The sequence below is a fragment of the Streptomyces sp. NPDC102283 genome (assembly GCF_044766265.1).
In the GTDB taxonomy this organism is placed as follows: domain Bacteria; phylum Actinomycetota; class Actinomycetes; order Streptomycetales; family Streptomycetaceae; genus Streptomyces.
In genome coordinates this window covers 127,873-147,391 of the sequence record NZ_JBIWLQ010000017.1, presented here as the reverse complement: position 1 = coordinate 147,391, position 19,519 = coordinate 127,873, and the positions used below count along the sequence as shown (strand labels likewise).

General features: G+C 73.4%; 20 protein-coding genes. 8 read left to right on the top strand and 12 right to left on the bottom strand.

What is annotated here, in order from left to right; translation table 11 throughout:
• Nucleotides 1-276: 276 nt before the first annotated feature.
• On the bottom strand, nucleotides 277-1,035 hold the full coding sequence (locus tag ACIRJT_RS29305) for a GntR family transcriptional regulator (RefSeq protein WP_403914843.1): 759 nt from the start codon (nucleotides 1,033-1,035) through the stop codon (nucleotides 277-279).
• Between the two features lie 131 nt (nucleotides 1,036-1,166).
• Here ACIRJT_RS29305 and ACIRJT_RS29300 point away from each other — a divergent pair, with 131 nt between their 5' ends.
• Nucleotides 1,167-2,186 carry a Gfo/Idh/MocA family oxidoreductase gene (locus tag ACIRJT_RS29300; RefSeq protein WP_403914840.1) on the top strand — a complete coding sequence of 340 codons (1,020 nt, stop codon included), beginning with the start codon at nucleotides 1,167-1,169 and terminating at the stop codon, nucleotides 2,184-2,186.
• Between the two features lie 23 nt (nucleotides 2,187-2,209).
• On the opposite strand, the gene ACIRJT_RS29295 is transcribed toward ACIRJT_RS29300, so the two are convergent.
• From ACIRJT_RS29295 to ACIRJT_RS29280, 4 genes are all read right to left on the bottom strand, one after another.
• On the bottom strand, nucleotides 2,210-3,406 hold the full coding sequence (locus tag ACIRJT_RS29295) for a cytochrome P450 (RefSeq protein WP_403914837.1): 1,197 nt from the start codon (nucleotides 3,404-3,406) through the stop codon (nucleotides 2,210-2,212).
• 187 nt (nucleotides 3,407-3,593) lie between these two features.
• Nucleotides 3,594-4,766 (bottom strand): cytochrome P450, encoded by a 1,173-nt coding sequence (locus ACIRJT_RS29290; protein WP_403914834.1) that lies wholly within the window; start codon nucleotides 4,764-4,766, stop codon nucleotides 3,594-3,596.
• Nucleotides 4,767-4,812: 46 nt separating this feature from the next.
• Nucleotides 4,813-5,553: a response regulator gene (locus tag ACIRJT_RS29285; protein ID WP_403914832.1), complete on the bottom strand. Its 741-nt coding sequence runs from the start codon at nucleotides 5,551-5,553 to the stop codon at nucleotides 4,813-4,815.
• Between the two features lie 154 nt (nucleotides 5,554-5,707).
• Nucleotides 5,708-6,928: a sensor histidine kinase gene (locus ACIRJT_RS29280; RefSeq protein ID WP_403914829.1), complete on the bottom strand. Its 1,221-nt coding sequence runs from the start codon at nucleotides 6,926-6,928 to the stop codon at nucleotides 5,708-5,710.
• 144 nt (nucleotides 6,929-7,072) lie between these two features.
• On the opposite strand from ACIRJT_RS29280, the gene ACIRJT_RS29275 reads away from it, so the two are divergent.
• Nucleotides 7,073-7,276, top strand: coding sequence for a hypothetical protein (locus ACIRJT_RS29275; protein WP_403914826.1), 204 nt, complete (start codon nucleotides 7,073-7,075; stop codon nucleotides 7,274-7,276).
• A gap of 93 nt (nucleotides 7,277-7,369) precedes the next feature.
• Here the strand turns inward: ACIRJT_RS29275 and ACIRJT_RS29270 are convergent, their stop codons facing one another.
• Nucleotides 7,370-8,287: a DMT family transporter gene (locus tag ACIRJT_RS29270; RefSeq protein WP_403914907.1), complete on the bottom strand. Its 918-nt coding sequence runs from the start codon at nucleotides 8,285-8,287 to the stop codon at nucleotides 7,370-7,372.
• Nucleotides 8,288-8,528: 241 nt separating this feature from the next.
• Between ACIRJT_RS29270 and ACIRJT_RS29265 the strand changes: the two genes are divergently transcribed.
• The 3 genes from ACIRJT_RS29265 to ACIRJT_RS29255 all read left to right on the top strand — a co-directional run bounded on the left by ACIRJT_RS29265 (nucleotide 8,529) and on the right by ACIRJT_RS29255 (nucleotide 11,085).
• Entirely contained in the window at nucleotides 8,529-9,170 is a 642-nt protein-coding gene (locus ACIRJT_RS29265) for a TetR/AcrR family transcriptional regulator (RefSeq protein ID WP_403914823.1), read from the top strand.
• A 111-nt stretch (nucleotides 9,171-9,281) separates the two neighbouring features.
• Entirely contained in the window at nucleotides 9,282-10,061 is a 780-nt protein-coding gene (locus tag ACIRJT_RS29260; RefSeq protein ID WP_403914821.1) for an SDR family NAD(P)-dependent oxidoreductase, read from the top strand.
• Nucleotides 10,062-10,254: 193 nt separating this feature from the next.
• Entirely contained in the window at nucleotides 10,255-11,085 is an 831-nt protein-coding gene (locus ACIRJT_RS29255; RefSeq protein ID WP_403914818.1) for an aldo/keto reductase, read from the top strand.
• A 35-nt stretch (nucleotides 11,086-11,120) separates the two neighbouring features.
• On the opposite strand, the gene ACIRJT_RS29250 is transcribed toward ACIRJT_RS29255, so the two are convergent.
• The 3 genes from ACIRJT_RS29250 to allB form a co-directional block, all read right to left on the bottom strand.
• Nucleotides 11,121-11,444 (bottom strand): putative quinol monooxygenase, encoded by a 324-nt coding sequence (locus ACIRJT_RS29250; protein WP_403914815.1) that lies wholly within the window; start codon nucleotides 11,442-11,444, stop codon nucleotides 11,121-11,123.
• Between the two features lie 165 nt (nucleotides 11,445-11,609).
• The gene (gene alc, locus ACIRJT_RS29245) at nucleotides 11,610-12,731 is read right to left on the bottom strand and encodes an allantoicase (protein ID WP_403914812.1); all 1,122 of its coding nucleotides are present in this window, start codon (nucleotides 12,729-12,731) and stop codon (nucleotides 11,610-11,612) included.
• Between the two features lie 98 nt (nucleotides 12,732-12,829).
• A complete protein-coding gene (gene allB / locus ACIRJT_RS29240; protein WP_403914809.1) occupies nucleotides 12,830-14,173 on the bottom strand; it encodes an allantoinase AllB in 1,344 nt (447 codons plus the stop codon).
• A 352-nt stretch (nucleotides 14,174-14,525) separates the two neighbouring features.
• Between allB and ACIRJT_RS29235 the strand changes: the two genes are divergently transcribed.
• The gene (locus ACIRJT_RS29235) at nucleotides 14,526-15,329 is read left to right on the top strand and encodes an IclR family transcriptional regulator (protein ID WP_403914807.1); all 804 of its coding nucleotides are present in this window, start codon (nucleotides 14,526-14,528) and stop codon (nucleotides 15,327-15,329) included.
• A 78-nt stretch (nucleotides 15,330-15,407) separates the two neighbouring features.
• Here the strand turns inward: ACIRJT_RS29235 and ACIRJT_RS29230 are convergent, their stop codons facing one another.
• Both ACIRJT_RS29230 and ACIRJT_RS29225 read right to left on the bottom strand, forming a co-directional pair.
• Entirely contained in the window at nucleotides 15,408-16,088 is a 681-nt protein-coding gene (locus ACIRJT_RS29230) for an ABC transporter ATP-binding protein (protein WP_403914804.1), read from the bottom strand.
• The gene (locus tag ACIRJT_RS29225) at nucleotides 16,085-17,167 is read right to left on the bottom strand and encodes an ABC transporter permease (RefSeq protein WP_403914801.1); all 1,083 of its coding nucleotides are present in this window, start codon (nucleotides 17,165-17,167) and stop codon (nucleotides 16,085-16,087) included. The genes ACIRJT_RS29230 and ACIRJT_RS29225 overlap by 4 nt, the downstream gene beginning before the upstream one ends.
• Nucleotides 17,168-17,277: 110 nt before the next feature.
• On the opposite strand from ACIRJT_RS29225, the gene ACIRJT_RS29220 reads away from it, so the two are divergent.
• A complete protein-coding gene (locus ACIRJT_RS29220) occupies nucleotides 17,278-18,477 on the top strand; it encodes a sensor histidine kinase (protein WP_403914798.1) in 1,200 nt (399 codons plus the stop codon).
• Nucleotides 18,474-19,109 (top strand): response regulator, encoded by a 636-nt coding sequence (locus ACIRJT_RS29215; RefSeq protein ID WP_403914796.1) that lies wholly within the window; start codon nucleotides 18,474-18,476, stop codon nucleotides 19,107-19,109. The genes ACIRJT_RS29220 and ACIRJT_RS29215 overlap by 4 nt, the downstream gene beginning before the upstream one ends.
• A gap of 52 nt (nucleotides 19,110-19,161) precedes the next feature.
• On the opposite strand, the gene ACIRJT_RS29210 is transcribed toward ACIRJT_RS29215, so the two are convergent.
• Nucleotides 19,162-19,464, bottom strand: coding sequence for a DUF5955 family protein (locus ACIRJT_RS29210; RefSeq protein WP_403914794.1), 303 nt, complete (start codon nucleotides 19,462-19,464; stop codon nucleotides 19,162-19,164).
• Nucleotides 19,465-19,519: the final 55 nt, after the last annotated feature.

The following is a 19,519-nucleotide window of genomic DNA, read 5'->3' as shown; positions in this document are numbered from 1 at the left end:
TTGCCACGACGCCGTGCCCTTCTACCGCTGCTCGCTGTGCTGCTTGACGGGGCCGGGGACTGTACGGTCCCGGCCCGGCTGCCCAAGTATCCCCGAGCCCCGCCCGCTCCCGCCCGGCAGGGCCGGTGGGGGCGCGTCCTTCGGTGCAGCGAGTTCTAGTCGTGCTACATGTCCACGTCAACCGTTTGTCCGAACATGCCTACGCGGCGGCCGGTGCGGTACCCACCCGCTCAGCCCGTCCGGGGGCCGGCTGCCGCGCGCACCTCTCAGGGTGGCTCAGGCGCGCACCAGGAGCTGGAACTCGAAGGCGTACCGCTCCGCCCGGTAGACGTGCGAGCCGAACTCGACCACCCGGCCGGTGTCGTCGTACGTCGTGCGCTCCATCGTCAGCAGCGGCGCGCCCACGGGCTCCAGGAGGACCCGCGCCTGCCGGTCGTCCGCGGCGCGGGCGCCGACGGTCTGGCGGGCGCTGTGCAGGGTGACGCCGGAGGCCCGCATCAGCCGGTAGAGGCCGGTGGCCTCCAGTTCCTCGGTGAGCAGGGGCAGCAGGCCCGGGGGCAGGTGGTTGCGCAGGAGGGCCATCGGTTCGCCGTGGGCGCTGCGGAGCCGCTCCACGAGGTGGACCTCGCTGCCCTCGGCGACGCCGAGCGCGGCGGCGACCTCGGCGGTGGCCGGTTCCGTGGTGTTGCGCAGGACGCCGGTGGCGGGGCGCTGACCGGCCGCCTCCAGGTCGTCGTAGAGCGAGCTGAGCTCCAGCGGGCGGCGGACCTTGCTGTGGACGACCTGGGTGCCGACTCCCCGGCGGCGGACCATCAGGCCCTTGTCGACGAGCGACTGGATGGCCTGGCGGACGGTCGGCCGGGACAGGCCGAGGCGGGCGGCGAGGTCGATCTCGTTCCCGAGGAGGGCGCCGGGGGCCAGCCGGCCCTGCTCCACGGCGGCCTCCAGCTGCTGTGCCAGCTGGAAGTAGAGCGGCACCGGGCTGGTGCGGTCCACGCTCAGCGGCAGCGGCCGGTCGGATCCATGTGCGGTCACGGGGCGAGCGTAGTTCGCTTGTCCGGACAAAGCCATGGCGTACCGGGGCGGGGAGCGGCCGGTCGATGCGGCGGCCATTTGTCAGGACAAACGCTTGACATGACGACCGGGCGAACGCCACCTTGGGGATCATGCGCATCGGACTGATCGGAACGGGACGGATCGGCACATTCCATGCGGAGGCGCTGAGCCGTCACCCCGTCGTGGACGCCCTGCTGCTGGCGGACGCGGACCCGGAGCGGGCGGCCGGAGCCGCGGCGCGGACCGGGGCGGCGGCCGTCCCGGTGGATGGCCTGTTCACCGGGGAGGGCGCGGCCGGGGGCCCGCCCGACGCCGTGGTGATCTGTTCCGCGACCTCGGCCCACGCCGGCCTCATCGCACGGGCCGCCCGCGCCGGGCTGCCCGTCTTCTGCGAGAAGCCGATCGCCCTGGACCTGCCGGGCACGCTCGCCGCGCTCGCGGAGGTCGAGGCGGCGGGCAGCGTCCTCCAGCTCGGCTTCATGCGGCGCTTCGACGCCGGGTACGGCGAGGCCAGGGCCGCCGTACGCGAGGGCAGGCTCGGCCGGCTGCACACCGTGCGGGCGGTCACCTCCGACCCGGCCCCGCCGCCCGCCGCCTACCTCCCGCTCTCCGGCGGGCTGTACCGCGACTGCCTGGTCCACGACTTCGACATCCTGCGCTGGGTGACGGGCCGCGAGGTGAGCGAGGTGTACGCCATCGGCTCGGACGCCGGACCCGCGATGTTCCGGGAGGCCGGGGACGTGGACACGGCCGCCGCTCTGCTCACGCTCGACGACGGCACGCTCGCCACCGCCACCGCGACCCGCTGCAACGGCGCCGGGTACGACGTACGGATGGAGCTGGCCGGCGAACGGGACCAGATCGCCGTCGGCCTGGACGACCGTACGCCGCTGACGTCGGCCGAGCCCGCTGGTTCGGGCGCTCCGGCGAAGCCCTGGCCGGGATTCCTGGAACGGTTCGCCCCGGCGTACGAGGCGGAACTGGACGCGTTCCTGCGGGTGGCCCGCGGTGAGCTGGCCAATCCGTGCGACGGGCGGGAGGCCCTGCACGCCCTGCGGATCGCCGAGGCGTGCGAGGTCTCCCGCCGCGAACGCCGGCCGGTGGCGATGACGGAGATCCCCGGAGGCTGAACCGGGTCCGGGCCTCTCGGCCGCTACCAGGCGACCGGGAGGCTCAGCGGCCCCCGCATCAGCATCCCGGTACGCCAGGCGAGCGTCGCCGGGTCCGCGGTCAGCCGCAGGTCCGGGCAGCGCTCCAGCAGCGACCGGATGGCGATCCTGGCCTCGATGCGGGCCAGCGGCGCGCCCAGGCAGTAGTGGATGCCGTGCCCGAACGCGATGTGGCCCCGGGCGTCGCGGGTGATGTCGAAGCGGGACCCGTCGGGGTAGCGGACGGGGTCGCGGTTGGCGTCCGACATCGCGACGAGAACCAGCTCGCCGCCGCCCGGGATCACCGTCCCGCCGACCTCGATCGGATCGACCGTGAAGCGGTAGGTGGGGGTCTCCACCGGCCCCTCGAAGCGCAGGATCTCCTCGACCGCGTTGTCGATCAGCGTGAAGTCGTTCCGCAGGGCCGCCAGTTGATCGGGGTGCGCGAGGAGGTTGTGCACGCCGTTGGTGATGAGGTTGACGGTGGTCTCGTGTCCGGCGACCAGCAGCAGCCAGGCCATGCCGACGAGTTCGTCGCCGGAGAGCCGGTCGCCGTCCTCGTCGGAGGTGTGGATCAGCGCGCTCAGCAGGTCCTCGCCCGGTTGCTCGCGCTTGTCGGCGAGCAGGCCTGCGATGTACGCGGTCATCGCCTGCGTGGAGGAGGCGCGCAGGGACGGGTCGACGGAGGAGACCGCTTGGCCGGACCAGGTGCGGAAGGCCTCGCGGTCCAGGGACGGGACGCCGAGCAGTTCGCAGATCACCGACATGGGCAGCGGGAAGGACAGCGCCTCGACCAGGTCCGCCGCACGGTCCGGGGCCGCGAGCATCGCGTTCAGCAGCTCGTCGGTCATCTCCTGGACGCGAGGGGCCAGTTGCTCCATGCGGCGCGGGGTGAACTCCCGGGCGACCAGCTTGCGCATCCGGGTGTGGTCGGGAGCGTCGGAGCCGAGCATCGAGGACCCGGCGGACACCTTGCTGACGCCGAGCGACGGCGAGGCCCGGCTCCAGTGCTTGGAGAGCCGCTGGTCGGCGAGGAGGGCGCGGCCCGCCTCGTATCCGACGACGAGCCAGGCGTCCGCGCCCTCGGGGATCCGCACCCGGTGGACCGGGCCCTTCGCGCGCAGGGCGGCGTAGGCGGGATAGGGGTCACGGGTGAACTGTTCGCCGAGCGCGGCGAGATCGACCAGGGGTTCGGTGGTCAACTCGGTTCCCTTCGAGGGGGGTTCACTGTGCGGAAGATGGGGCCGGGTGCGGAGGAGGGGTTGAGTGCGGAAGGAGGGGCCGGGTGCGGAAAGAGGGGTCGGGTGTGGGTGAGAGGTTGAGTGCGGGTGAGAGGTTGAGTGCGGACGAGGGGTCGGTGCGGACGAAGGGTCGGGGGCGGGCCGGGCCTCACCAGCGCACCGGCAGCCCCCGCGCGCCGCGCATCAGCAGACCGGGCAGCCAGTCCAGCTCGCCGCCGGACGGGTCGCGGGCGAGGTCGGGACAGCGTTCCAGCAGGGCGGCTATCGCGATGCGGGCCTCCATCCGGGCGAGCGGCGCGCCCAGGCAGTAGTGCGCGCCGTGGCCGAAGCCCAGGTGCCCCTGGGGATCGCGGCGGATGTCGAAGGTGTCCGGTTCGGAGAAGCGGCCGGGGTCGCGGTCGGCGGAGGCCAGGGCGACGAGGACCGGCTCGTCGGCCGGGATCACGGTGTCGCCGATCGTCACCGGCTCGCGGGTGAAGCGGAAGGTCGCGGTCTCCACCGGTCCGTCGTAGCGCAGCATCTCCTCGACCGCATTGTCGAGCAGCCCCGGATCGGCGCGCAACAGGGCGAGCTGGTCGGGGTGGTCGAGCAGGGCCCGGACCCCGTTGGCGATCAGGTTGACGGTGGTCTCATGGCCGGCGACCAGCAACAGGAATGCCATGCCGACCAGTTCGGCGGAGGAGAGCGAGTCGCCGCCCTCGTCCCGGGTCCGGATCAGCGCGCTCAGCAGGTCGTCGCCGGGCGAACGGCGTTTGTCCTCGATCAGTTGGACGAGGTAGGCGCCCATCGCACCGGCCGGGTCGGCTTCCCGTTGCTCCGGGGTGGGGGTGACGATGCCGCTGGAGAGCGTCCGGAAGGTGTCCCGGTCGATGTCCGGGACGCCGAGGAGTTCGCAGATCACGGTCATCGGCAGCGGGAAGGCCAGCGCGTCCACCAGGTCCGCGGAGCCCAGGGGCACCATGGCGTCGAGCAGGGCGTCGGTGATCTCGGTGACACGGGGGCGCAGCGCCTCGATGCGCCGGGCGGTGAACTCACGGATGACCAGCCGGCGCAGCCGGGTGTGGTGCGGGGCGTCCAGCTCCAGCATGTTGGCGCTCAGCATCGCTTCGGACGCCTCCCAGCGTCCGGTGGTCCGCCATTCCTTGCCGAGCCGCTGGTCGGCGAGAGCGGCGCGGGCCTCCTCGTAACCGACGACCAGCCAGGTCCGCTCCATCTCCTCGGTGCGCACGGCGTGCACCGGTCCCTCGGCCCGCAGCTTCGCGTAGTACGGATAGGGATCCGCGGTGAAGTCCGGCAGGTCGCGCAGATCGAGCACAGCCATCGTGGTCAGCCCCTCTTCCGTTCCGGCCTGTTCCGGCCCGTTCCGGTCAGCGTAGGCCGCCCCCGTCCTCCCCGTCCGTGTCGAGGAGTCCCGCGTCATGGACCAACAGCGCGATCTGGACGCGGTTGTTGAGTTCGAGTTTGGCGAGAATCCGTGAGACGTGCGTCTTGACGGTCGCGACGCTGAGGTAGAGGGAGCCCGCGATCTCCGCGTTGGACCCGCCGCGCCCGACGGCGACGGCGACTTCCCTCTCCCGCTCGGCGAGTTGGTCGAAACGCCTGCGTGCGCGGTCGGCCCGGCCGGCCCGGTCGTCGCCCGTGCCGCCGGCGGCACGGGCCATCAACTGGCGTGTGACGGCGGGCGAGAGCACCGGGTCCCCCGCGGCGACCCGGCGGACCGAATCGACGATCCGGGCCGGCGGGGTGTCTTTCAGGACGAATCCGGCTGCCCCGGCCCGGATGGCCCGGAGCACCTGTTCGTCCGCGTGGAAGGTGGTGAGGACGACGACTTCGGGAGCCCCGGGCCGGCGGCGCAGTCGTTCGGTCGCGGTGAGTCCGTCCATGACCGGCATCCGGATGTCCATCAGGACGACGTCGGGGCGCAGCCGTTCGACCAGTTCCTCGACCTCGTCGCCGTCCGCGCCCTCCCCCACGATGTCGATGCCCTCGTCGCCGCCGAGCATCAGGGTCAGCCCGGCCCGGACCAGCGGGTCGTCGTCGACGATCAGCAGCCGGACGGGCGGGGGCGTGGGTGAGGCCGGGGGTGTCGGGGGCGCCGGGGTGTTCATGACGGCCACCGTAGCCAGCCGGTGAGCGGGCCCCGTACGGCGGGCGTCGCGGTCCCGGTCCTCCGGGCGGGCGTCGTCGCGGTCCCTGTCCTCCTGCCAGGGCCCGTCGCGGTCCCTGTCCCGGTTCTCGTGCGGGGCGTCGCGCCCCGGAACGTCACGCGGCGGGCCACGGCAGCCGGGCCCGGACCACGAAGCCACCGTCCTTCGTCGGACCGTGCTCCAGCCCGCCGCCGGCGAGCGTGGCGCGTTCGGTGAGGCCGATGAGCCCTTGGCCCGAGCCGGGGACCCGCTCGAAGGGTTCGGTGGGGGCGGGGTTCTCCACCTCGATGGTGAGCCCGTCGCCGGGGCCGCCCGTCACCGTGAGGGAGACCTCGGTGCCGGGCGCGTGCTTGCGGGCGTTGGTCAGGCACTCCTGGGCGATCCGGTAGACCGTGCGGCCGGTGGCGGCGGGAGCGTCCTGAGGGTCCGTGACCCGGTTGTCGACGGCGACCTTCATGCCCGCGAGCCGGGACTCGGCGATGAGGGCGTCCAGGGTGGCGAGGGTGGGCTGCGGCCGGTCGCCCTCGTCGGTGTCGCCGGGCCCGCGCAGGACGCCGATGATCTCGCGGAGGTCCTGGAGGGCCTCGTGGGCGCTGTCCCGGATGACCCCGGCGGCCCGGCCGACCTCGGCGGCGGGGGCGTCCGGCCGGAATTCGAGGGCCCCGGCGTGCACGCTGAGCAGCGTCAGCCGGTGGGCCAGGACGTCGTGCATCTCGCGGGCGATGGCCTCCCGGGCCAGCCGCTGGGCCTGTTCGGCACGCAGCTCCGCCTCGGCCTCGGCACGGCGGGCCCGTTCGCGGAGGCTGAGGACGAGCTGCCGCCGCGAACGTACGACCATGCCCCAGCTGAGCACGAGCAGGACGAGCAGGATCCCGAAGATGACCGAGGCGAGGAAGGTCGTCGCGGGGTCGGGGCGCAGGAGGGGTTGCAGGGGGGCCACGATCAGCGCGCCCGCGCCAACGATCGCCACCGGCTTGAAGGGGCGGTGCACGGCCAGGCTGAAGAGGGCCACCATCAGCGCCCCGGCGGCCACCGGTTCGACGATGCAGAGGACGGTCAGCGCGGCGGCGAGCCCCACGGGCCAGCGCCGCCGGAGCCAGAGCGCGCAGCAGGCCACCGCGCCGATCACCGAGTCGACGAGGACGAAGACGTCCGCCGTGGTGTCGTCGGCGTCGATCGCGGCGAGCGCCAGCAGGCCGATGCCCGCGGCGCAGAGGAAGACCGTGATGTCGACGGCCCAGTCCCGCACGGTGCGCCTCGTCCGGGCCCGGTCGCCGGGCAGCTCGGGATCGGCCATCGCCGAGGGGAGCAGCCAGCGGTACTCGGTGCGCGTCATATCGACAAAGTTACGCAGCCGGGCGGCCCGAGAGGCCCCGCGCGGCGAGGGAGCGACCAAAGTCGCGGGAGCGGCTACTTTCGGCGCGGCGGACGGGACCGGTGGCCGACGCGGCGGGCACGGGGCGGGCGGGAGGCTCGGCCCATGAAGAAAATCGTCGAGACGATCGGGTTCCTCGTCTTCGCCCAGGGCGCCGGCGGGCTGCTGTACGAGTGGACTGGCTGGTTCCGGCTGTGGACGGTGGTGCGGCGGATCGACTTCCTCAGCGACCGCGGGCTGTTCGTCAACATCGTGCTGATCGTGGTGGGGGCGGCCGTGATGATCGCCGCGGACTCGATCAAGTCCTGACAGCGGCGATCGAGTCCTGACGGTGGCGATCAAGTCCTTGCGGCGGTGAAGCAAGTCACCCCTGCGGCGGTGGACAAGTCCTTGCGGCGGCGATCAGACCCGGTCCGCGCCGCGCCGCCCCCAAGCGGTGCCCGCCAGGACGAGGACCGCGCCCGCCGCGCCGAGCAGCCCGAGCCGTTCCCCGCCGAGGCTGACGCCGACGGCGGCGGCCCACAGCGGTTCCGTGCCGAGCAGCAGGCTGACCCGGGACGGCGAGGTGCGGCGTACGGACCACATCTGCACGAAGAACGCGAACAGCGTGCAGAAGACCGAGAGGAAGACCAGGCCCGCCCACTCCCGGGCGCCGAAGTCCGCCGCCGCGCTCCACGGCGAGGCGCCGGTGCCGGGGACGGCGGCGAGCACGGCGAAGACGGCGACCGCGGCCCCGAGCTGGACGGTCGTCAAAGAGAGCGAGTCGGCGTCCCGGACCGCCTTGATCCTGGCCATCGCCAGGACGTGGACGGTCCGGGCGAGAGCGGCGAGGAGCATCAGGAGGTCGCCGCCCGAGGGGCTGGTGAACCCGCCGCCCTGGGTCAGCAGGATCACTCCGGCGACGGAGAGCCCGGCCGCCGCGACGAATCCGGCCGACGGGCGCACGCGGGTCACCGCGGCCTCGGCCAGCGGCGTGAAGATCATGGTGAGGCTGATGATCAGCCCCGCGTTGGTGGCGGAGGTGTGCACCACCCCGTACGTCTCCAGCAGGAAGATCCCGCTCAGCACCAGGCCCAGCATCCCGGCGCCCCGCCACTGCGCTCCGGTCAGCGCCCGCAGCCTGCGCCATCCGGTCGCGACGAGCACCGGCAGCACGATCGCGAAGCGCAGGACGAGGACGGCGATGACGGTGTGGGCGGTGGTGATGCCCTTGGCCGCGAGGTAGCTGGCACCCCAGACGACGGCGACCGCCAGCACGGGAAGATCGGTGGCCCAGGCGCGGCGCGGGGGTGCGAGGGCGGGCACGACGGCAGCGGACAACGGGTTCTCCTGGATCTCCACGAAATGCGTTGTGGAGACCTCACCGGCTCGCACGCGGAGCGATCACGCTATCCGCCGGGCCCCTGAAAAAGGAACACCTGTCTCACCGCTCGGATCGTCCCGGGGCATCGCCCGTGGTCAGCGGCGGTCGGGCCGTTCTGCCGGGCGGCCGAGGGTCCGTCGGCCGCGCCGCCGCTCCCTAGACTGACGCCTCGATAACTCTGAGGCACGGAGTGGTCACATGACGTCGTTGAGAGCGGACGGGCGAGTCGAGCGGGGGAACCAGACCCGGCAGTTGATCCTGGGGCGGGCGGTGCAGATCGCCTCGGTCGAAGGGCTGGAGGGCCTGTCGCTGGGGCGGCTGGCCACCGAGCTCGGGCTGAGCAAGAGCGGGGTGTTCGCCCTGTTCGGCTCGAAGGAGGGACTCCAGTTGGCCACCGTGCGAGGGGCGGTGGCCATATACGTCGACCATGTGCTGCGCCCCACCCGTTCGGTGCCGCCGGGGCTCGGGCGGGTGTGGCGGCTGTGCGAGGCCTGGATCGCGTACTCCCGCGAGCGCGTGTTCCGGGGCGGTTGCTTCTTCTACGCCGCCACCGCCGAGTTCGACGCGCGCGGTGGCAGGGTGCACGACGCCCTGGCGTCCGCGCAGACGGGCTGGGTCACCTTCGTGGAGCAGACGATCGAGGAGGCCAGGACCGCCGGGGAGCTGGCCGGGGACACCGACGTGTGCCAGCTGGCGTTCGAAGTGATCGCCCTGCTGGAGCTGGCCAACGCCGAGTCGGTGCTCCAGAACAACAACCTCGGATACGACAAGGCGGCGCGCGCCATCCTGGTCCGGCTGCGCGCCGCGGCGACGGATTCCGCGCTGCTGCCTTCGCGGTAGACGGCCCCCTGCGGCGGCGGGCGTCCGATACCCGCCGGTGCGAGGGCCCCGGTGCGCGTTTGCTGGGGGATGTCGTCGGAGCGACGGCGTCCTCCAGCAAAGGAACCGGCCATGTCCAGCACCCTGTCCACCACTGCGCCCACCCCCCTTCCCGCCGGCCTCCCGGCCCGGACCGCCCTGGTCACCGGGGGCAGCCGGGGCATCGGCGCCGCGATCGCGCTGCGGCTCGCCCAGGAGGGCGCGGACGTCGCCGTCACCTATGTCCAGGACGAGGCGGCGGCCCGTGCGGTCGTCGCGAAGATCGAGGGCTTCGGCCGCCGTGGCGTCGCCCTGCGCTGCGACGCGGCGGACGCCGACGCGGCCGCCGACGCCGTGCACCGGGCCGCGGACGCGCTCGGCCGGCTCGACATCCTGGTCAACAACGCGGGCATCGGCGTGCTCGGCCCGATCTCCGGGCTCGCCGGGCCGGAGGTGGACCGGACGCTGGCGGTGAACGTGCGGGCGGTCTTCCTCGCCTGCCGCGCGGCGGCGGAGCGGCTGGCCGACGGTGGCCGTGTCATCTCCGTGGGCTCCGCCCTGAGCCGGTACGCGGGCGGGCCCGGCTCCACCCTCTACGGGCTCAGCAAGTCCGCGCTGACCGGGCTGACCAAGCCGCTCGCCCGGGAGTTGGGGCCACGCGGCATCACGGTGAACGTGATCCAGCCGGGGGCCGTGGACACCGATCTCAACCCGGCCGACGGCCCGTTCGCCGAGGGCCAGCGCGCGGCGAACGCGCTGGGCCGCTTCGGCACGACGGAGGAGATCGCCTCGCTCGTCGCGTACCTGGTGAGCCCGGAGGCGGGCTTCATCACGGGCACGGAGGTCGTCGTGGACGGCGGCCACGCGGCCTGAGCGACCCTCGGGCCCGCGCCCCCCACCGCCCGGCGTGCTTGCCTCCCGTCCGCCGACCGGAGTGCCCGCCCGCCGCTCCCCGGGGCCGCCTCCCGGCGCGCTACCCCGTCGGCCCCGTCCGGCTGCCCCCGTCCCGGCCGCGCCCCTACGCTGGCCGGGACGGGGGCAGCGACGGGAAGGACGGGACCAGCACATGTCCGGCACACCGGTTCAGGCGCTCAACGACGGCACGCGACTCCCCGCGGTGGGGCTCGGCACCTACCCGCTGGACGACGCGGCGGCCGAGGAGGCCGTCGCCGGGGCCCTGGAGCTCGGCTACCGGCTCATCGACACGGCCCTCAACTACGGCAACGAGACCGGCACCGGCCGGGGCATCGCCCGCAGCGGCGTACCCCGCGAGGAGGTCCGCCTCACCACGAAGGTGCCCGGCCGGCACCACGGGTACGAGGAGACGCTCGCCTCGTTCGAGGAGTCGCGGGCCCGCCTGGGCGTCGAGTACGTCGATCTCTATCTGATCCACTGGCCGCTCCCCCGCGTCGACAAGTACGTGGACACCTGGAAGGCGATGATCCGGCTCCGCGAGGACGGTCTCGTCCGCTCGATCGGCGTCTCCAACTTCACCGCAGCGCATCTGGAGCGGCTGGAGCGGGAGACGGGCGTGCTGCCCTCGGTGAACCAGATCGAGATGCATCCGCTGCTCCCGCAGGAGGAACTGCGGGCGGTGCACGCGGCGAAGGGCATCGTCACGGAGAGCTGGAGCCCGCTGGCCCGGGGACGTGAGGTGCTGGAGGATCCCTCGACCGTGGCGATCGCGGAGGACCACGGGGTGAACCCCGGACAGGTGGTACTGCGCTGGCACACCCAGCTGGGCGCGGTACCGATCCCGAAGTCGGCGGACCCGGGCCGGCAGGCCGAGAACCTCGATCTGTTCGGGTTCGAGCTGACGGCGCAGGAGCTGACGACGATCGGGGCCGGGCGGCAGCGGCGGTTCGGCGGCGACCCGGAGTCCCACGAGGAGTTCTAGCGGGACGTGCCGGTGGCTCCGGCGGGACGTCCCGGTCAGCGGTTGCGCGGGGTTACCTCCGCCATCCGGGACCAGCCGGTGCCCTCCACCTCGACGTTGATGATCTCGGGGACCTCGGCCACCAGCTCCGACATCGTCGCGATCGCCGCCTTGAAGTGGTCGGAGTTCACGTGCGCCTCGCCCGCCGCCGCGTCGGCGAAGGCCTCCAGCAGGACGAACTGGTCGGGGTTCTCCACACTGTGCGACCAGTCGAAGAAGAGGTTGCCGGGCTCACGGCGGGTGGCGACGGTGAAGTCGTCCAGCCGGGTGAGCCACTCCTCGGGGTCGAGGGCGGTGAACCTGACGGCGATGAAGATCATGGGGGGGCTCCTGGTCGAGGCGTCGGAAAGTGCGGCTCGCGCGGCCTTCAGGGCCTGCTCACCGCACCTCGACCAGGGTGACACACCCTCACGTAACGGGATCGGCCGGGCGCCCCGCGATCCCCCTGCGACCGCGGTGCGCCAGGTTCCGGGCGCCTTCGTGGATCAGCCGCCGAGCTCCCGGTGACGGGCCGCCAGGGCGGCGGCGCCCTCGTCGGTGAGCGATCCGTACAGCCGGAGCCGGGAGATGCCGCCGTCCGGGTAGATGTCGACGCGTACGTGCGTGGCCCGGACGTTCCCGTCCAGGACGAAGCGGTGGTTGGTGTCGGGCTGGAGCCGGGTCCGGGGAAGGACCTCGGCCCAGTCGCCGTCCTCGCCGTCCCGTACCGAGAGGCTCGCCCAGCCCGCAGAGTTGCCCTTGAGGTAGGCGGTGTCGATCTCGACGGCCCGGATACCGGACTGCGCGGCGAGACGGTAGCTGATCCAGTCGTTGCCCCTGTCGCGCCGGCGGCGGGTCTCCCAGCCGTCGTCCATCTTCCGCGAGCGGCCCGGCTGGATGGTGTTGGTGGCCGGGGAGTAGAAGCGGTCGGAGGCGTCCTCGACCTGCCCGCCGTTCTCCAGCGCCGCGAGGTCGAACGTACCGAGCGCGCCGAGCCAGGCGGGATCGGGGGCGACCTCTCCGTACACGCGGAGCCGGGCGATCCCGCCGTCCGGGTGCTGGTTGACCCGCAGGTGGGTGAAGCGCTGCTCGGCGTCGACGGCGAAGCCGTTGGCCGCGTGGCCGCCGACCGCCGTACGGGGGACGAGCGTCGTCCACTTCACGTCGGGGGCGAGGAGGTCCTCGGGGGACGGCGAGCCGGGCAGCGCGACCGCCTCGACGGAGACCGCCTGCGGGTAGTTGCCGCGGAAGTGGGCGGTGTCCAGGACGATGCCCCGGATGACGCCGGGCGCGCCGAGCCGGACGAGGGCCCAGTCGTGGTCGTCGGCGGTGGGGTGCGGTTCGGCAGCGCTGACACCGCGTCGGCGGCGGGTCTCCCAGCCGTCCATGATCTTGCCCTTGTGCCCGAAGTGCTCCGGGTCGAAGACGGCGGGCCCGGGCTTGAGGAGGTTCTCGCGCTCGGCGAAGAACTCGTCGTTGGCGGCGATGACGCCCGCCCCGAGACGGCGGTCGGCCAGGTCGACGAGGTGGGTGAAGGGGAAGTCGGCGGTGCGGTGGTCGGCGTACGGGTCGCCGCCCGCGTAGGGGCGTGCGTCGCCGGTGAAGCGCGGTATCGCGGCGTCCGTCATGGTCAGGAGTTCCTTTCGGGCACGGTCAGGGGTCGCGTTCGAGGAGCGGACCGGTCAGCTCGGTCGGGGGTGGCGTTCGGGGGCGGCCGGCGAGCGCGTCACCGGTCGCGTTGGAGAAGGCGGCCCGCGGCCTCGGCGAGAACGCCCTCGGAGGCGATGCGGACGCCGCGCAGCCAGCTGGAGCGGACCACGCCGTGCAGGGTCTTCCCGGCGTAGGCGGTGACCTGGTTGCGGTGGAACAGCTCGGCGGGGTCGACGGTGAAGGTCGCGTCGGGGGCGAGGACCGCGAAGTCGGCGTCGCGTCCGGCCTCGATGGCGCCCTTGCGGGTCAGCCCGGCCAGCGCCGCGGGGGCGGCGGACATCCAGCGGGCGACCTCGTCGAGGGAGTGGCCGCGCCTGCGGGCCTCGGTCCAGATGGCGGGCAGGCCGAGTTGGAGGGAGGAGATGCCGCCCCAGGCGGAGGCGAAGTCCGGGGTCTTCAGGTCGGTGGTGCACGGCGAGTGGTCGCTGACGATGCAGTCGATGGTGCCGTCCGCGAGCCCTGCCCAGAGCGCGTCCTGGTTGGCGGCCTCGCGGATCGGCGGGCAGCACTTGAACTCCGTCGCCCCGTCCGGCACCTCCTCGGCGGTGAGCGTCAGGAAGTGCGGGCAGGACTCGACGGTGACGCGGACGCCCTCGCGCTTGGCGGCGGCGATCAGCGGCAGGGCGTCGCCGGAGGAGAGGTGCAGGACGTGGACGCGGGCGTTCAGCCGCTTGGCGTGGGCGATGAGCCCTTCGATCGCGGTGTTCTCGGCGTCGCGCGGGCGGGAGGCGAGGAAGTCGGCGTAGGCGGGCCCGGAGCGCTGCGGGGCCTCGGCCAGGTGGTGCGGGTCCTCGGCGTGCACGATGAGCAGCCCGCCGAATCCGGCGATCTCCGCCATGGAGCGGGCCAGCTGCTCCTGGTCCAGCTCCGGGAACTCCTCGACGCCGGAGGGCGACAGGAAGCACTTGAAGCCGAAGACCCCGGCTTCGTACAGCGGGCGCAGGTCCTTGACGTTGGACGGGACCGCCCCGCCCCAGAAGCCGGTGTCGACGTGCGCCTTGGGGGCCGCTACCTGCTGCTTGATCCGCAGGTGTTCGACGGTGGTGGTCGGCGGGAGGGAGTTGAGGGGCATGTCCAGGAGCGTGGTGATCCCGCCGGCGGCGGCCGCGCGGGTGGCGGTGTAGAAGCCTTCCCACTCGGTGCGGCCGGGATCGTTCACATGGACGTGGGTGTCGACCAGGCCGGGCAGCAGGACGTCGTCGCCGAAGTCCTCCAGGCGGGCGCCCACGGGCGTCCCGGTGTCGTACGGCAGGACCGCGTCGATCGTCCCGCCCGCGACGGCGACCGCCGCCGGGCGGGTCCCCTCGGGGGTGACGACGCGCGTCGAGCGCAGTATCAGGTTCACGTCCGGACCGGACACCTGTGCTCCTTCACTCCAGCAATGACCACAACAGGAATTCAACGAACTGTTGAAACTTTCGATGGAGTCTTCACTCGGGAATCGCCCTCGTCAAGACCCCACCTTCCGCCACGGGAGCCCGGCCGGCCACCCCCACCGCTCGACTGGAGGTTTCCACAAAGTAAAAGTCATATTTCGAACTGCGGAACGTAGCATGGGCCAGGAGAGGCGGCGCCGAGCCGCCCGCACCGACCGTCGGCACCCGGACAAAACAGCCCCTGACCGGCACGGACGCCGACCGGGGAGCTGTGGGCCGATCAGGAACCGCCCGGTAGGCTGCTGCCTTGCCTTCCGCTTCGAAAGGACCGTTGACGTGCCGCCGTCCCACGCCAGCACAGCCGACTCCAAGCCCTCCGGTTCCAGCGGTGGGGTGCAGTCCCTTGAGCGCGCCTTCGATCTGCTGGAGCGGATGGCCGACGCCGGGGGCGAGGTCGGACTGAGCGAGCTGTCCGCGAGCAGCGGTCTGCCCCTGCCGACCATCCACCGGCTGATGCGCACCCTGGTCGTCTGCGGATACGTGCGCCAGCAGCCCAACCGCCGCTACGCGCTGGGCCCCCGGCTGATCCGCCTCGGCGAGTCCGCCTCCCGGCTGCTGGGCACCTGGGCCCGCCCCTACCTCAGCCGACTGGTGGAGGAGACCGGCGAGACGGCGAACATGGCGCTGCTGGACGGGGACGAGATCGTGTACGTCGCCCAGGTGCCGTCCAAGCACTCCATGCGGATGTTCACCGAGGTCGGCCGCCGGGTCCTGCCGCACTCCACCGGTGTGGGCAAGGCACTCCTCGCGCACACCCCCGCCGACGAGGTCCGCGCGCTCCTGGCCCGTACCGGCATGCCCGCCGCCACGGAGAAGACGATCACCACCCCCGAGGGCTTCCTCGACGCCCTGGAGCTGGTGCGCCGCGCCGGGTACGCGGTGGACGACAACGAGCAGGAGATCGGCGTGCGGTGCCTAGCGGTCCCCGTGCCGAACTCCCCCACCTCGGCCGCGATCTCCATCTCGGGCCCGGCCGGACGGGTGACGGAGGCGGCGACGGAGCGGATCGTGCCGATCCTCCAGCAGGTCGCGGGGGAGCTGTCCGAGGCCCTGGCGAGCAACGGCACGAACGGCGGCTGAGCCCGCACGGCCCGGCCGCCCACCGTCAGGGCCGGGGTCGGGCGGGCCGGGGGCAGAGCCTCCGGCCCGGGCCCCGGATCAGACCCCGGCCGGCACGGTCAGGCGCCCGTCGTCCATCGTCACCGTGCGATCCATCCGCTCCAGGTGCGCCAGGTCGTGCGTGACCAGCACCGTGGCGGTGGCACGCTCCCGGGTCAGGGTGACCAGCAGGTCGAGCACGGCCGCGCCGCGCTCGTGGTCGAGCGCGCTGGTCGGCTCGTCGACGAGCAGGACCGCCGGCTCGTTCATCAGGGCCCGAGCGATGTTGATCCGCTGGCGCTGCCCGCCGGAGAGCTGGTGCGGCCGCCGGTCGGCGCGGTCGGCCAGACCGACCGCGTCCAGCAGCTCCAGCGCCCGGCGGCGCGCGCCCCGGGCGGACCCCCCGGACAGGTGGCACATCACCTGGAGCTGTTCGGCTGCGGTCAGCGAGGGCAGCAGGTTGGGCTGCTGGAAGACGATGCCGATGTGTTCCCGGCGCAGGGCCGCCCGTCCGGCCCGGCCGAGTCCGGCCACTGGCGCCCCGGCCACCACCACCTCGCCGGAGTCCGGGGTGACCAGGGTGGCGGCGGCCGCGAGGAGGCTCGACTTGCCCGAGCCGGACGGCCCGACGACGGCGGTGAGCGTGCCCGGGGGAACGTCCAGCGAGACCCGGTCCAGGGCGGTGAGCCGCCCCTCGCCGTCCGGGTAGGTGAGGGTGACGTCGGTCAGGGTGAGCGTCATCGGGCACTCCCGAGTGCGGTGAGCGGGTCGACGGCGGTGATCCGCCGGATGGACAGGGCCGCCCCGAGCGCGCCGAGGGCGATCATCACGGCGGCCGGGACGAGGACGGTCGCCGCGTCCAGGACGAACGGCACGGCTCCCTGGCCGATCAGGGCTCCGGCGCCGGCGGCCAGGGCGGTGCCCAGCCCCGTACCGAGGGCGAGCATCACGACGGCCTGTCCCAGCGCGTCGCGCAGGAGGTACGGGGTCGACGCGCCGAGCGCCTTCAGCACGGCGACGTCGCCGCTGCGCTGGATCGTCCAGACGGTGAAGAACGCCCCGATGACGAGGGCGGAGATCGCGAAGAGGAAGCCGCGCATCAGTTGCAGCGAACCGTTCTCCGACTGGTAGGAGCCGATGGCCGTGAGGGAGTCGTCGAGCGTGAGCGTGCTGGTGCCCGCCGCCTCGTCCCCCGCCGTGAGGTCGACGCCTCCGGTGGTGGTCAGGGCGATCACGGTCGCCTGTTCGGCGGGCCCGGCACCGTCGTGGCCGATCTGCTGCCAGTCGTCGAGCGAGGTCCAGACGACGGGGGTGTGGCTGTACGAGACGTCCGTGGCGACGGCGGCGACCGTGCGCTCGGTCCGGCCGAGCGCGACCCTGTCGCCCGCCGAGGCGTCGAGTTCCGCCGCCGCCTTCTCGGAGAGCACGACCTGCCCCGGGCCGATCCCCTCCGGCCCGAGGGTGCCGTCCGGTTCGACGCCGAAGGCCGAGACGGCGGCGCTCCGGTCACCTGCGGCGGTGGCGTTCAGGGTCCGGATGCCGACCGGCTGCGCGGCCTCGACCCCGGGCCGCCCGGCCCAGGTCCGCCAGTCGTCCTCCCGGACGGTCGAGTTGGTGAACGACTCCGCCTGCCCGTCGGGTGGCGCGGCGAAGGCCAGGTGGTCGGCGTCCAGACCGGTGACGGCCGAGATGTTCTCCCGGGCCAGGCCGGCGGTCAGGCCGGACAGCAGGCCCACGAGCAGCGTGATCAGCACCACGACCGAGCCCATGAGCGCGAACCGGCCCTTGGCGAAGCGGAGGTCTCTCCATGCGACGAACATGGCTCCAGCGTCGTGCGGCGCGGGCGGGAAAACATCGCGCGGCGGACGGGCCCGGGATCAACCTTTCGATTGACTGGGTCCGGGGAGCCCGCGGCTACGCTGGACGGACCATGGATTCGCGTTCGCACACCCACGTCACGGCAGCCCTGCGGCTCTGTCTGCACGCCCTGCTGATGGGGCTGCTGGTCCTGGTGGTGGTCCGCGCGGTGAGCGAGGACGTGCCGCACACAGCGGCGGTCGTGGTGGTGGCGGCGCTGATGGCGGCCCTGTACGCGGCGGGGCCGCTCGCCTCCTCCGTACAGCCGGGAAGCCGGGCGGGGGCCGTGTGGCTGGCGGGGCTCGGCGTCCTGTGGGCCGCGCTGCTGGTCCTGTCGCCGGATGCCCTGTGGGTGGCGTTCCCGCTCTACTTCCTCCAGCTCCACATCCTGCCGATGCGCTGGGCGCTGCCCGCCGTCGTGGTCACCGCGGGCGCCGCGATCACCGGCTTCGTCGTGCACCGGCAGGAGATCGAGCCCGGCGCGTTCATCGGGCCGCTGATCGGCGCGGCGGTCGCCGTCGCCACCGTCCTCGGGTACGACGCGCTCTTCCGGGAGAGCGAACGGAGGCGCGAGCTGATCGTGGAGCTGGTCGCCACCCGCGCGGAGCTGGCCGAGGCCGAACGCACGGCCGGGACCCTCGCCGAGCGCGAGCGCCTCGCCCGGGAGATCCACGACACGCTGGCCCAGGGCCTGTCCAGCATCCAGCTGCTGCTGCGCGCCGCCGAGCGCTCACTGCCCGAGGACGCGCCGGCAGCCGAGCACGTGCGGGCCGCCCGCGAGGCCGCGCAGGCCAATCTCGCCGAGGCCCGGTCCTTCGTCCGCGCGCTGACGCCGCCGGACCTGGAGCACGGTTCGCTGGCCGCGGCGCTGGAGCGGCTCTGCGCCCGGACGACCGCACCGGAGCTGACCGTACGGTTCGCGGTGAGCGGCACCCCGGTGGAGCTGCCGACGCCGTACGAGGTGGCACTGCTGCGGACCGCGCAGTCGGCGCTGGCCAACACGGTGCGCCATGCGCGGGCCGGGCGGGCGGAGATCACCCTGAGCTTCATGGACACCTCGGTGGCGCTGGACGTCGTGGACGACGGGCGGGGCTTCGACCCGTCGGGGGCGCCGGTCCACGAGCGCGGCGACGGCGGCTTCGGACTGCCGGCGATGCGGGCGCGCGCCGGGTCGCTCGGCGGTGCGCTGAGCGTGGAGTCGGCGCCGGGGCAGGGCACGGCGGTGGCCCTCACGCTGCCGCTGCCCGTCGCGGAAGCGGAGCGTGCGGCATGAGCGGGGACGCGATCCGGCTGCTGCTGGCGGACGACCATCCGGTCGTCCGGGCGGGGCTGCGCGCGGTCCTGGACACCGAGCCGGACTTCCGGGTCGCCGGTGAGGCCGCCACCGCGGAGGAGGCCGTCGCCCTGGCCGCGGCGGGCGGCTTCGACGTGGTCCTGATGGACCTCCAGTTCGGCGCGGGCCTGCACGGCTCCGAGGCCACGGCGACGATCACCGCCGCACCGGACGGCCCCCGGGTCCTGATCCTCACCACCTACGACTCCGACGCGGACATCCTGGCGGCGGTCGAGGCGGGGGCGAGCGGCTATCTGCTCAAGGACGCGCCGCCGCAGGAGCTGGCGGCGGCGGTGCGCACGGCGGCGGCGGGCCGCTCCGCGCTCGCGCCGTCGGTGGCGCACCGGCTGATGGACCGGATGCGCACACCGGCGGAGGCGCTGACCCGGCGGGAGCTGGAGGTGCTCCAGCTGGTCGGGGAGGGCCTGTCGAACCTGCAGATCAGCAAGCGGCTGTTCCTGAGCCAGGCGACGGTCAAGTCACACCTGGTGCACATCTACGCCAAGCTGGGCGTCGACTCCCGTACGTCGGCGGTCGCGGCGGCCACGGCCCGCAGGCTCATCCGTCGCTGAAGCCGGGCTCGCGCACCGCGGGTCAGCCGCGCGGGGGGCTCCGCTCCGCGTTTCACGCGCGCGGGGGCTCCCCGAAGAGGTCGACCGCGTTGCGCACCTCGCGCAGGGCTGCCGCCACCGCGCTCACCGAGCCGATCGCCCCCGCGATCAGCAGCAGGGAGCGGCGCATACGGGGAATCTCCGGCACACCGCTGACGGCCATCGAGGCCAGGGCCGCCAGCTCGTCCTCGGCGATCGGCCGGTCCGGGAATTCGGTCCGGAGCCCGGCCAGTTCACGGCGGAGCCGGGAGACGGCCATCCGCAGCTCGGCCACCCTCGGGTCCTCGTCGCTGCCGGTCAGGCGCTTCTGCCCCACGCTTCGCAACACAGCACTCCCCCTCGCACGTCCCTGTGCCGGTGTGACCCCCGTA